Below are 12,128 nucleotides of genomic sequence, written 5' to 3'. Positions count from 1 at the left end.
CGTTACCTCTGCCAAGTTTGACAGGACGCATCCAATGCTCTCGCTCTAACGTCTCGATAGCGCCAAGGCATTGGATTGGCCGCCCGCTTGCGCGCTACTCCTCACCCAAGCGCACCGCCCGTGCGCCCGTCCAATCGGTCTCACGGTTTCGTGAGCAGTCCGCCGTAACGCGGGCGGCGCGCGGAGCGAAGGAGACCATGCGCGCATCCCCGCCCAGGCGATGCCACCTCGAACAGGAGAACCTCGATGTCTGCCAAACATGCCGTCACCTCCCTCGTCCTCGCCGGTGCGGTGTCGACCGCGCTCGCGACCCTTGCCTCCGCCGCCCCTCTGAGCAAGGCCGAAGCCGATGCCGCCATCGCCGCCAAGAAAGAGAAGTGCTTCGGCGTCGCACTGAAAGGCCAGAACGATTGCGCGGCGGGACCGGGCACCACCTGCCAGGGCACCTCGACCGTGGACTACCAGGGTAATGCCTGGAAATTCGTCGCGGGCGGCACCTGCACCAGCATCGAGCTGCCGGGCGGCAAGAAGGGTTCGCTGAAGCCGGTGTAACCGCCGGCGCAACGGCAAGCGCAAACGGAGCAGCACGATGAGCACAAGCAAGCCGGCCCCGCCAGCAGCGCTGCCGCTCCGCTTCGCAACGCCGATCGGCGGCGTTGCCGGGACGAGCTTCAAGCCCGAGCACCTCCCGGCAATCCTCGAGGCAAAGAATCGACGCGGCTTCTTCGAGGTCCACGCCGAGAACTACATGGGCGCCGGAGGGCCGCCGCATCGCGCGCTGGAGGCGATCCGCCGCGATCATCCGCTTTCGCTGCACGGCGTCTGCATGTCGATCGGCGGGCCCCGGCCGCTCGACAAGGCGCACCTGGCGCGCTTCCGCGGCCTGGTCGCGCGCTATCAGCCGGCACTGGTCTCCGAGCATCTCGCGTGGTCGACGCACGAGACCAGCTTTTTCAACGATCTGTTGCCGCTGCCCTATACCGCGGCGACGCTGGCTTGCGTCTGCGATCACATCGACCAGGTGCAGGAGGCGATCAGGCGGCCGCTGCTGTTGGAAAACCCGTCGACCTATCTCGCCTTCCGCGAATCCTCCATGCGCGAGACCGACTTCATCCGCGCCGTTGCAGAGCGCACCGGCTGCGGCCTGCTGCTCGACATCAACAACGTGTTCGTCTCCGCGACCAACCATGGATATTCGGCGCTCGACTACCTCGCTGATTTCCCGCTGTCGCGCGTTGCGGAAATTCATCTCGCCGGTCACGCCGAGCAGGCCGACGACGAAGGTGAGCTGCTGTTGATCGACAGCCACGATGGCCCGGTGGCCGACGCCGTCTGGAAGCTCTACGAGATCGTCATCCAACGCCGCGGGCCGGTGCCGACGCTGATCGAATGGGACAGCAAGATTCCGGACTGGCCGGTGTTGCAAGCGGAAGCCGCCGCCGCCCAGGCGATCCTCGACCGCCATCAGTCCGTCATGCCGGCAGGAGAGCGTCATGCCGCCTGAACCCGGTCTGTGCTTTGCCGCATCGTTCGCGCCGGCGCTGCTGGATCCGACGCGCAGCACGCCTGAACTCGTGACCGGCCCGAAAGGGAAGGCCGCTGGCCGGCGCTACGACGTCTACCGCAACAACGTCACCGTCAGCCTGATCGACGCGCTCGCCGCGATCTATCCGGCGGTGCAGCGCATCACCGGCACCGACTTCTTCCGCGCGATGGCGCGCTTGCATGTGCGTAGCAATCCTCCGACATCGCCGCTGCTGTTCGAGTACGGCCGCGATTTCCCGGAGTTCATCGCAGCTTACGAGCATGCGCAAGATATGCCCTGGCTCGCCGACGTCGCCCGTCTCGAGCGGGCCTGGCTCGACGCCTATCACGCCGCCGACGCTATCCCGCTGTCGCCGGCCCGGCTCGCGGCGGTGACACCCGACCGCCTGGCTGGTGTGGTGCTCGTTCCGCACCCCGCCGCGCGATGCCTGCGTTCGGACTACGCCGCCGTGACGATCTTTGCGGCCAACCGCGACGACGCGTCGGTCATGCGGATCGATGCCTCGACGCCGGAAGATGCCCTGATCACGCGAGGCGAATTCGACGTCGCCGTGTGCCGCCTTCCGCCCGGCGGCGCGGTCTTCGCGCACCACCTCATGTCGGGCCGGCCGCTCGGCGAAGCCGCGGCGGCAGCGCTGGAGGCGACAAGCGAATTCGACATTGCCGCGAACATCGCCGGGCTGATCGAAGCCGGCGCCTTCACCTCGCTCTGTTGCGGAGACCCATCATGATCACGGACCAGCCCATGACGCCCGCCAGCGGCCTGCCCTCGCCCGGCGCACTCATCGACAAAGCCAATCATCTGGTGCAGGCGCTCGCAATGCCATCGCTGGTCCAGCTGGTGCTGCGCCTCGCGTTGGCCGTGCCGTTCTGGCGCTCGGGCGTGCTCAAATGGGACGGTTTCCTCAAGCTCAGCGACACGGCCGTGACGCTGTTCAGCGAGGAATTCATGCTGCATCTGCCCGGCGGGCCCTATCACTTCCCGGTCCCGACGGTGATGGCCTTTCTCTCGGGCTGCGGCGAGATCATGTTTCCGATCCTGCTGGTGCTGGGACTGGGCACACGGTTCGCCGCGCTCGGACTGCTGCTGATGACCGTGATCGTCGAGCTCACGGTGCCCGACGGCTGGCCGGTCCACCTGACCTGGGCGGCGATGGCCCTCGGCATCATGGCTTACGGCCCCGGCAACATCTCGCTCGATCATCTGCTCTGCCGCGCCCGATCGTCCCGATGACGGAATGAAGCTCACATCCCGCTCAGGCCGCTATCGACCGCGAGGGTCTGTGCGGTGACGTAGACGCTTTCGTCCGAGAGGAAGAACAGCACGGCATAGGCGATCTCCCAGGCCGTCGCCTGGCGGCCAAAGGGAATGTGGCCCTTGCCGCGGTTGGGGCGCCCGGCGCCGGCTTCGCGGCCGTTGGGGGTATCGACGAGGCCGGGATAGACGAGGTTGGAGCGGATGCCGCGGCGGGCTCCGAGATGGGCGATGTTGCGCATGAGGCCGCCGAGCGCGGCCTTGGATGAATCGTACACCGCCATCTGCGAGCCCGCCTTCAGCGCGGCGATGGAAGAGATGAAGACGATGGCGCCGCCATCGTCGAACCTCGGCATCGCGGCGCGGCAGCACAGCATGGGGCCGCGGACATTGACGTCGTAGATCTTGTTCCACTCCTCGGGGCTGACGGCATCGAGCCCGACCTTGCCGAAGGTGCCGACGTTCAGCACCATGCCGTCGAGCCCGCCCATGGCGTGGTGCGCCTCGTCGATCATGCGGACGATTTCGGCTTCCGAGGTGACGTCGGCCGCGATGGCGAAACCTTCACCGCCTTCGTCCGTGATGCGCTTCACCGTCTGTTCGGCGGAGCTGCGATTGAGATCGGCGACCGCGACCTTGGCGCCCTCGCGGGCGCACAGGATGCTCATGGCACGGCCGTTGCCGATTGGATCGGTCGCTGCGTCGAACACCCGCTGGCCGCCGCCCACGATCAGGATGCGGCGTCCCTTCAGCCGCCTCCTGCCCGGCGCTTCGCCGGATGATTCCGCGCTGGGCGGACGGACATAGCGCTTCGGCTTGCTCTCGCTGTCCGCCATCTCAGCCGCCCGGCTTCTTGGCGCCGTCATAGACCTTCATGCCGGCGGCGGGATCGAGATCGGTTTCGGTCGCTTCGGTCAGGCGCGCCATCATCATGTAGAAGCCGAGCGCGACGATGGCTTCGACGATCTCCTGGTCGCTGAAGTGTTTTCGCACGGCCGCGAAGGTCGCCTCCGCAACGCGGACGTTCTCGACCACCTCGCGGCCGAACTTCAGCAGCGCGCGCTCGGCCTCGCCCAGGCCGGCGGCATCGTAGTCGCTGCGCTCGACGGCATCGATCTGGTCCTGCGTGCAGCCGACGCCGAGCGCGATCGGCACGTGCTGGCGCCATTCATAGGCGCCGCCTTCGAGCTGGGCGGACTGCAGGATCAGAAGCTCGCGGTTGACCGCGCTGAGCTTCTGCTTGTGCAGGATGGAATTGCCGAGCCGCATCGCCGGGATCATGTTGGCCTCGGCGTGGGCCAGCATGCGGAAGATGTTGAGCTTGACCGGCATGCGGTCGAACGAGGCGCGGATGTCGCCGCTCGTCGTCTCCGGATCAATCAGGGGCAGCCTTGCCACGCGTCTCTCCCTTAGCTTTTCGTTTCTTGTTGTCGGCATCGTTGCCCGCCGCGATCAGCGACAGGAAGAAGGCAAGGTAGCGGTCGATCGCCTCGATCACCTTCGGCCGCGGCGACGGCACCGCGCCCATCACGTAATGCTCGAGGCGGATGTAGATCAGACCGGCGGCGAACAGCCGCGCGGTCTCGCGCGGATCGGTGGTCGAGATCAGGCCGGCGAGCGCAAAGCCGCGGAAATAATCCGTCATCAGGCTCTGCTCGCGCGCGTAAAAGTGGTCGGCGAATTTGGCCCGGATGCCGGGCACGCGATTGCGCTCGGCGGTGATGACCTTCTGGAACTGGTGCTCGCGCGGATCGGACCATTGCTCGACGAGGTCGAGCGCGAACTGCCGGCAGAACTCCGCCGGCTGCCGCGCCAGCTGCTTGTAGCGCGGCTCCTCCAGCCGGCTCGCCGAGCTGGCCGGACCGTGCTCGCTGACGATCGCCTCGAGGATCGCCGCCTTGCCGGGGAAATGGTTGTAGAGGCTGCTCTCGCGGATGCCCACCCGGCGCGCGAGCTCGCGCATCGAGGCGCCGCCATAGCCGCTCTGCGCGAACAAATTGAGCGCTTCAGTGAGGATGCGCTCGCGCGTCGTGGGCGCAGCCGCTTGCGCCGTGCTTGTGGGGTGGACAGCCATGATGGCTTGACTAACGAACGATCGTTCGCTAGTCAACCGTACGAACGATCGTTTCGTTTCAACTCCGCTCGATAAGCGGAGAGCAATTGGGGGAAGAACGCCATGGCAAGCCACGCTCGCCTTTTGCCCGCGCAAACCATCGCGGCGCTTCGCATCGTCGCATCATTGCTGCTGATCTTGTCTGCGGCGGCGCCCGCCCGCGCCGAGGATGCTGCCGCCTACCCCACCCGCAAGATCAGGATGCTGCTGCCTTATGCGGCCGGCGGCGGTGGCGACGTGGTCGGCCGGCTGCTTGCGGAGAGGATGGGCAAGACGCTCGGGCAGAGCATCTATATCGAGAACCACACCGGCGCCGCCGGTACGATCGGCACGCAGATGGTCGCGACATCCGCCAATGACGGCTACACCATCACCGTCGGCGGCATGACCACGCATGTGCTGGCGCCCGCGATCTATCCGAAACTGCCCTACGATCCGATCAAGGATTTCACGACGATCGGGCGCGTCGGCGTCTCCGCCATCATGCTGGTGGCGACCAAGGACTTTGCCGCGAACGATATCAAGGGCCTGGTCGCGCTGGCCAAGAAGGGCGAGCCGATCCAGTACGGCAGCTGGGGCGTCGGCTCGACCGGGCAGTTCTGCGCGGAAATCCTGATGCAGCAGACCGGCATCAGGATGGACCACGTGCCGTTCAACGGCATCGCGAAGCTGGCCGGCGATTTGCTCGGCCGCCACATTTCGCTGGCGACGCTCGATGTCGCCACCGCAACGCCGTTGGTGAAGGAGGGCTCGATCAAGGCGCTGGCCGCCTGCGGCGAGCGGTCGCCGAGCCTGCCTGATATCGCCAGCTACAAGGAGCAGGGCGTGCCGTTCGACCGCAGCCTGTCCTGGGCGATGTATGCGCCCGCCGGCGTGGCGCCGCCGATCGCCACGAGGCTGTCGGCGGCCCTGAAGGAGGCCCTTGGCGACGACGTCGTGAAGCAGAAGCTGCTGGCGCTCGGCATCACGCCGCAATTCGTGCCCGGCGAGGAGCAGCGCGACATCAACGCGCGCGACATCACGGCCTGGAAGCAGGTTGCCAAGGACGCCGGCATCGAGGTCAAGTGAGCGACGTGACAGGGAGAGCGCGGACATGAGCCGCATCTTCGGCGCGGTGCGCCAAAATGGATATGTGGTGCGGGACATCCACGCCGCGATGAAGCACTGGATCGAGGTGATGGGCGTCGGACCCTGGTACTACATGGACCGGGTCAAGACCGACTGGTTCCGGCATCGCGGCCGGGACTCCGCCGTCGAGATGAGCATTGCGCTGGCGAATTCCGGCGATCTCCAGATCGAGCTGATTCAGCAGCGCAACGACGCGCCCTCGCTCTACAAGGAATTTCTCGATGCCGGGCACGAAGGCCTCCAGCACATGTCGTATTGGAGCCACGACTATCAGGCGCTCTACGACAAGGCGATCGGGCTCGGCTATCGGATCGGCCATGAGGGCCAGATCGGCGGCGAGAGGGGACGCTTTGCCTATTTCGACACGCAGGCGCATCCGGGCACGGTGATCGAGATCTCCGACATCAGCGGCACCAAGGGCCCGTTCTTCGAAAAGGTCCGCCAGGCCGCGATGAGCTGGGACGGCACGCGGCCGATCCGCGAGGTCGGCGGCGGAAGATCGTAAGGCTCGCTGACCGGTTTTGCCGATGTTCGCTGAGAGCGCACAACGCCGTGCTGAACCGGTCTACTTCACATCCTTGCCGGTGCATCCGTGGTAAGGTTGGGCCTCACGTCCGAACCTTCAGCGAGGCAGGCATGTCCGACACTGACAAGGTTTTCGCCGGCTCCATTCCGAGAATCTATGACGAGTATCTCGTCCCGATGATCTTCGCCGTCTATGCGGAGGACATCGCAAAGCGCGTCGCCGCACGCTTTCCTTCCACGCTGCTCGAGATCGCCGCAGGTACCGGTGCCGTGACGCGTGCCGTAGCGGCGGCGCTGCCGCGCGGCGTTCGATACGTTGCAACGGATCTCAACGAGCCGATGCTCGCGGTCGCAGCACAGCGCCAGGCGAATGACGATCGCATCACCTGGCGCCAAGCGGACGGAATGGCCCTGCCCTTCGGCGATTCCGAGTTCGACGTGGTCTGCTGCCAGTTCGGCGCGATGTTCTTTCCGGACCGCATAAAGGCCTATGGAGAGGTCAAGCGAGTCCTGAGGCCGGACGGCACGTTCGTGTTCAACGTTTGGGATCGCATCGAAGACAATGTGCTGACGCATGAAGCCACGGCCGCGCTCGAAAGGCTGTTTTCCGTTGATCCGCCGCGTTTCATGATCCGGACGCCGCACGGCTATCACGACAAGGCCGTCATCAGCGGCGATCTCGAACAGGCGGGCTTCCGCGACATATCGATCGAAACCCGATCCGAAATCAGCCGTGCGCCTTCAGCTGAATATGTCGCCATTGCGATCTGCCAGGGCACGCCGCTGCGCAGCGAGATCGAGGCACGGGATGCCGGCAAGCTTCAGGCTGCGACCGATATGGTTGCGGAGGCAATCCGGGCCCGCCATGGATCCGGTCCGGTGGAGGGCAAAATCCAGGCGATCGTGATCGAGGCCCGCCTGTAGCTGCGGCCCGGTGGCCGAGGCAGCGCCCCCTACCAGAACCCGCGCTGGATCGGCTGCGCCGGCTGGTAGTACTGGTACTGGCTGCGCCGGCGCGGGTTCGCCGGCTGGACGTAGGGATCGCGGTAGAAGAAGCCGAAGCCGTTGTCCCAGCCGTCGTCGCTGGCGACCATGGCGGGCGCGGTCGGCTTGCGCGTGATGAAGCCGCCTTGCGGCTCGTTGCTCAGCACCGCGACGAACTCGGTCCGGTAATTGGTCTCGCTGCTCAGCGGCTCGTCCGAGATGACGATCGAGGAGCGCGGCAACGCGGTCGGCCCGATGCGGTCCCACACGTCCTGCGGGATGGTGATGCGGTCGAGTGCGTTGCGCGCCTCATCGCCGTTCTCGATCGTGACGACGCTCCAGCGCAGGCCCGTACCGGTCTTCGCCATCGCCGTGAAGATATGCGTGCCGATCGGCTGCTCGGGATTGCGGATCGTGACCGGGACCTCGATACTGGTGTCGAACACCTCGCCGCCGCCATCGGGCGCCGGCTTGTGCGTGTTCCGCCGCACATAGAGCTTCTGCGTCGCGCGGCTGATGTAGACCGAGACCGGCTCGCCCGCGAGCTTGGCGTCGGTCGCGGCCTTGACGGCCTCCGTCTTTCTGGCCGCAGCGGCCTTTGCGGCCTCCTTGGTCGCGGCCACCGCATCGCGCTTCGGCTGCGCGGCGGCCCTGGCGGCCTCGAGCTGCGTCGCCGCGTCGGCAGCCTTGGTTGCTGCCTTCTGCTTCAGCTCCTCGGCCTTGGCGCGGGCCTGATCCGTCTTGGCATTTGCGAGCATTTTGTCGGCGAAGGCGAGTTCGGCATCGGCGCGGGCCTTCTGCTGTTCCAGCTTGCGCAACGCGGCCGGCAGCGCGGCGGCTTCCTTCGCGGCGGCGGACGCAGCCTTCTTGGCCTCGTCGGCCGCCCTTGTGGCCTCCTCCGCCTCGGCGGAGAGCTTGTCGGCCCGGCCGGGTACGGCCGCGATGGCCTCCGGCTTCGGCACGAACAGCGAGGGATGAGAGATATCGGTCGGGACCGTGTCGTGCGGCGAGACGATCACGCGCATGCCGATATAGGTCTTGTCGAACACATTCTCAGCAAAGCCGAACGGCATCCGCACGCAGCCGTGCGAGGCGGCATAGCCGGGCAGCGGTCCGCCATGCAGGGCGATGCCGTTCCAGGTGATGCGTTGCATATGCGGCATCCAGGCATCGTCATACAGGCTCGAGCGATGCTCCCGGTTCTTCTCGAGGATGGCAAAGACGCCAGCCGGCGTCTCGCGTCCCGTGGTGCCGGTCGATACCGGCGCGCGCACGATCCAGCCGTCGGCATCGTAGAAAGTGACCTGCTGGCTCTTGATCGACACGATCGCCATGATCGGATCGCCGGCCTGGCGCGGCGCGACTGCCTCGGCCACCTGGCGCTGCTGCTTGGCCGCGGTCACGGGGACCGCGCCCAAGAATGTGGCAACCGTCGCGAGCGCAATGATCGCGGCCGGCCGGCGACGCCGCATCGCCTCGGTGAATCGCGCCGTCGCCAGTTGAATTTTCATGCCATCCTCGGTCGAGCTACCAGCCTGCTGTTGTCGCTCACGTGCAGATTGGAATCATTGCCTTAAGAAATCGCAGCCGCCTTACGTTCCCTCTGTGGCGGGATTCGGTACGTTCCGGCGACAAATCTCTCATATACGACGCCTCGTTCAGGCGGAAGGCGGCCGTCAGCCGAGGCTGGCCTGAAGCTGGTCTCGGCCACTGCGGCAGAATGTCCGATCAGCCGCCGGGGCGCCCACGGAGGCGCGGCTAGACGCCGAGCGCCTTGCGGTTCAGCGTCCGCACCACACGCAGCGATAAGGTTCGCACGTTCGCAACATTCAGCAGCCACGCCGCGGCGGCATAGGCAAGGCCGCCGGCGAGGCTGACGATGACGAGCGAGGCAAGGCCGGTGCCGCCCGCTTGCGCGCGGGCAATCAGGATCGCGGCGGCCATGGCGGCCGCGGAGATGGCCACGCCGGCGAGGCGATTGAGCTCGAACGGGACCGGATGGGCCCGATGCATCAGGACGACTGCGACGAGGAAGCCGATCGCCTCGGTTGCCAAGGTCGCCAGCGCCGCGCCGTAAAGGCCGTAGCCGCCGATCAGCGCGAACATCAGGATCACGCTGATCACCAGGGTGAGGAAGGATTGCGCCGCCAGCATGAACGGCCGCTCGGCGAGCTGGAAGCTGATCTGCACGTAGAACTGATTGGCGATGCCGAAAAGCCGCGCGAGCACCAGCGTCGGCAGCAGCGCCGAGACGCCGGCGCGGAAGTCGATGCCGACGAGCGTGCCGGCCACCTGGTCCGCCGCAAGCGCAAGCCAGACCGCAACGGGCGCCACGACGGCGAGCAGCAGCTCCAGGCTTTCGGTCAGCCGCTCCCGCGTCGTTTCGCCGTTGTTCTCGGACAACGACCGGAACACCAGCGGCACGGTCGCCGAGGCAACGCTCGCGGCGATCATGACCATGAACTGGCGCGGCAGATCGGCGACGACGCCGAAGATACCGGCTGCGTCCTTGCCGAGCATCCAGGCGACGATCAGCCGGTCGCTGGCCGAGTAGATCGCAACCGAGAGCCCAGCCAGCGTCAACGGCAATCCATAGCGCGCCAATTGCACCAGCTGACTGCGCTCAAAGCGCGCGATCCTGGTGCGGTCACCGACGAGATTGAAGAGGATGCCGGTCAGCGAGCCCAGGCCGAACGCCGCGAGCAGACCCATGCCGCCCCAGCAGAGCCAGATACCAAGCAGGCCAAAGCCAACGCTCGACACGCTGCGCACGATCGCGATGGCCGCGAAGCGATACGGCCGCAGCTTGGCGCGCTCGAACTCCTGGCCGACATCGACCGCATTGACCATGATCGCAACGAAGATGCTGGCAACCAGCAGCTCGACGCTGACATCATCCCGGAACAGCACGACCAGCGGGGCCGTAGCGCAGAGAACGGCGACCGTGAGCGCGAAGGCGACCATTGCCGTGCCGCGAAAGTCCACCTCCGCCGACATCGCTTGATAGCGCGACACCGAGAGCTTGATCCAGGCGAAGAAGACCGCGCCCAGAATGCCGGCAAAGCTGAGGCCGACGACATAGACGCCATACTCCGCCGGTGTCAGCAGCCTTGTGTAGAGCGTGACCGCGAAGAAGCCCACCGCCGCAGGCAGGATGTAGGCCATGAGATAGATCGAGAAATGGCGGTTCAGCATGCGAGCACGGGACCGGTGGCAGCCTTGTGGCGTTCTTCCCGACTTTGGCGACCGCTCATCAGTCGGCGATGGCGTGGAAAAACGGACTGCGGCGCAGCATCCCCCAAAGATAGTCACATAAGTCTGCAGATCGGACCGCGAATGACGGGGCAAGGCCGGTTTCACGCGTTAGCGTTAAATTTGCCCTACACCGACGCAGCGGTCCGGCAAGGGGTTAACCCAACGACAAGGGTTAACCCAACGAGAGGAAAGCCCGGCGTCGCACGACACCGCTTGGTACGATGATGCGTTGGTTCCGAAAGGACTCCCGCGCCGTGACCAGGCTCGACAGACGCGAATTTCTCCTCGGCAGTGCCGCGACGCTTGCGGCAGGCGCCTGCGCGTCCGCAGCGCCAGCGTCACGACTGGCTCAGCGCCGTCCCGGCTTTGGAGCCGCGACCAACCTCTGGAACCTGCAAGCCGATCCGCGCTTCGGCGAAGCCATCGGCACCTACTGCACCCAGGTGGTGCCGGAGGTCGAGCTGAAATGGCCGATGCTGCGGCCGGACGCGCACACCTTCACCTTCGAACGCGCCGACGCGATCCTGGACTTTGCCCGGCGGAACGACCTCGCGATGCGCGGGCATGCGCTCGCCTGGTATCACGACATTCCGGAGTGGACCAAGCAGATCACGGACGCGAAGGGCGTCGAGCGTGCGTTCGTCGATCACATCGCGACCGTCGTGTCCTATTACAAGGACAAGCTGACGTCGTGGGACGTCGTCAACGAGCCGATTCCGGACAATCCCAAAGGAGTTACCGACAGGCGGGATTCGTTCTGGTCGCAGAATCTCGGCAAGAGCTGGATTCCGCTGGCCTTCCGAACCGCGGCCGCGGCCGATCCATTCGTGAAGCTCGCGATCAACGAATACGATATCGAGTCCGCCAAAGACTCGTTCATCGCCAAGCGCGCCGCGTTCCGCAATCTCATCATGGACCTGCTCGACCAGGGCGTGCCGCTCCACGCCGTGGGGCTGCAATCGCACCTGCATGCCGAGCTCGATATCGACACGCACGGGCTCGCCGAATTCGTCACCGAGCTCCGTTCCTGGGGACTGGATGTGATCGTCACCGAGCTCGACGTCGACGATCAGAAGTTGACGGCCGATCCGGCCCAGCGCGACGCAATCGTCGCCAAGCGCGTCGATGATCTCCTGACCGCGATCTCGATCAGCGGTCCGGTACGCTCGATCCTGACCTGGGGTATCTCGGATCGCCATAGCTGGATCAACAGCACCTTCGCCCGCAAGGACAAGCAGCCCAACCGCCCCTTGCCGCTCGACAGCGACTTCAAGCCAAAGCCCTTCATGGACGTCATTACCAAGTTCACGAAGGACGCTTGAC

General features: G+C 65.9%; 13 protein-coding genes. 8 read left to right on the top strand and 5 right to left on the bottom strand.

The features are described from left to right. Positions 1 to 246: 246 nt before the first annotated feature. The 4 genes from AC24YW_RS17340 to AC24YW_RS17325 are packed head-to-tail and all read left to right on the top strand — an operon-like array spanning position 247 to position 2,779. Positions 247 to 552, top strand: coding sequence for a BufA1 family periplasmic bufferin-type metallophore (locus AC24YW_RS17340; protein ID WP_487483858.1), 306 nt, complete (start codon positions 247 to 249; stop codon positions 550 to 552). Positions 553 to 589: 37 nt separating this feature from the next. Next, positions 590 to 1,504, top strand: coding sequence for an MNIO family bufferin maturase (gene bufB, locus AC24YW_RS17335; RefSeq protein ID WP_487483857.1), 915 nt, complete (start codon positions 590 to 592; stop codon positions 1,502 to 1,504). Then, positions 1,494 to 2,276 (top strand): HvfC/BufC N-terminal domain-containing protein, encoded by a 783-nt coding sequence (locus AC24YW_RS17330; RefSeq protein WP_487483856.1) that lies wholly within the window; start codon positions 1,494 to 1,496, stop codon positions 2,274 to 2,276. Before bufB ends, AC24YW_RS17330 begins: the two co-directional genes overlap by 11 nt. After that, positions 2,273 to 2,779 carry a DoxX family protein gene (locus AC24YW_RS17325; RefSeq protein ID WP_487483855.1) on the top strand — a complete coding sequence of 169 codons (507 nt, stop codon included), beginning with the start codon at positions 2,273 to 2,275 and terminating at the stop codon, positions 2,777 to 2,779. The genes AC24YW_RS17330 and AC24YW_RS17325 overlap by 4 nt, the downstream gene beginning before the upstream one ends. Before the next feature lie 11 nt (positions 2,780 to 2,790). On the opposite strand, the gene AC24YW_RS17320 is transcribed toward AC24YW_RS17325, so the two are convergent. From AC24YW_RS17320 to AC24YW_RS17310, 3 genes are read right to left on the bottom strand one after another with little or no spacing between them, the layout of a single operon-like run. Continuing rightward, a complete protein-coding gene (locus AC24YW_RS17320) occupies positions 2,791 to 3,636 on the bottom strand; it encodes an SDR family NAD(P)-dependent oxidoreductase (protein ID WP_487483854.1) in 846 nt (281 codons plus the stop codon). 1 nt (position 3,637) lies between these two features. Next, on the bottom strand, positions 3,638 to 4,198 hold the full coding sequence (locus AC24YW_RS17315) for a carboxymuconolactone decarboxylase family protein (protein WP_487483853.1): 561 nt from the start codon (positions 4,196 to 4,198) through the stop codon (positions 3,638 to 3,640). Then, the gene (locus AC24YW_RS17310; RefSeq protein WP_487483852.1) at positions 4,176 to 4,874 is read right to left on the bottom strand and encodes a TetR/AcrR family transcriptional regulator; all 699 of its coding nucleotides are present in this window, start codon (positions 4,872 to 4,874) and stop codon (positions 4,176 to 4,178) included. Before AC24YW_RS17310 ends, AC24YW_RS17315 begins: the two co-directional genes overlap by 23 nt. 102 nt (positions 4,875 to 4,976) lie before the next feature. On the opposite strand from AC24YW_RS17310, the gene AC24YW_RS17305 reads away from it, so the two are divergent. The 3 genes from AC24YW_RS17305 (at position 4,977) to AC24YW_RS17295 (ending at position 7,490) form a co-directional block, all read left to right on the top strand. Then, positions 4,977 to 5,981 carry a Bug family tripartite tricarboxylate transporter substrate binding protein gene (locus AC24YW_RS17305; protein WP_487483851.1) on the top strand — a complete coding sequence of 335 codons (1,005 nt, stop codon included), beginning with the start codon at positions 4,977 to 4,979 and terminating at the stop codon, positions 5,979 to 5,981. Positions 5,982 to 6,006: 25 nt separating this feature from the next. Then, positions 6,007 to 6,546 carry a VOC family protein gene (locus AC24YW_RS17300; RefSeq protein ID WP_487483850.1) on the top strand — a complete coding sequence of 180 codons (540 nt, stop codon included), beginning with the start codon at positions 6,007 to 6,009 and terminating at the stop codon, positions 6,544 to 6,546. Between the two features lie 131 nt (positions 6,547 to 6,677). Beyond that, the gene (locus tag AC24YW_RS17295; protein WP_487483849.1) at positions 6,678 to 7,490 is read left to right on the top strand and encodes a class I SAM-dependent methyltransferase; all 813 of its coding nucleotides are present in this window, start codon (positions 6,678 to 6,680) and stop codon (positions 7,488 to 7,490) included. 29 nt (positions 7,491 to 7,519) lie between these two features. On the opposite strand, the gene AC24YW_RS17290 is transcribed toward AC24YW_RS17295, so the two are convergent. After that, the gene (locus AC24YW_RS17290) at positions 7,520 to 9,061 is read right to left on the bottom strand and encodes a L,D-transpeptidase family protein (RefSeq protein WP_487483848.1); all 1,542 of its coding nucleotides are present in this window, start codon (positions 9,059 to 9,061) and stop codon (positions 7,520 to 7,522) included. 247 nt (positions 9,062 to 9,308) lie between these two features. Beyond that, complete coding sequence (locus AC24YW_RS17285; RefSeq protein WP_487483847.1) at positions 9,309 to 10,745, bottom strand: lipopolysaccharide biosynthesis protein; 1,437 nt, start codon at positions 10,743 to 10,745, stop codon at positions 9,309 to 9,311. Between the two features lie 314 nt (positions 10,746 to 11,059). Between AC24YW_RS17285 and AC24YW_RS17280 the strand changes: the two genes are divergently transcribed. After that, positions 11,060 to 12,127 (top strand): endo-1,4-beta-xylanase, encoded by a 1,068-nt coding sequence (locus tag AC24YW_RS17280; RefSeq protein ID WP_487483846.1) that lies wholly within the window; start codon positions 11,060 to 11,062, stop codon positions 12,125 to 12,127. Position 12,128: the final 1 nt, after the last annotated feature.

Source organism: Bradyrhizobium sp. USDA3516 (assembly GCF_057651995.1).
The sequence above is the reverse complement of the archived record's forward strand: the minus strand, read 5'-3'. Positions and strand labels throughout refer to the sequence as shown.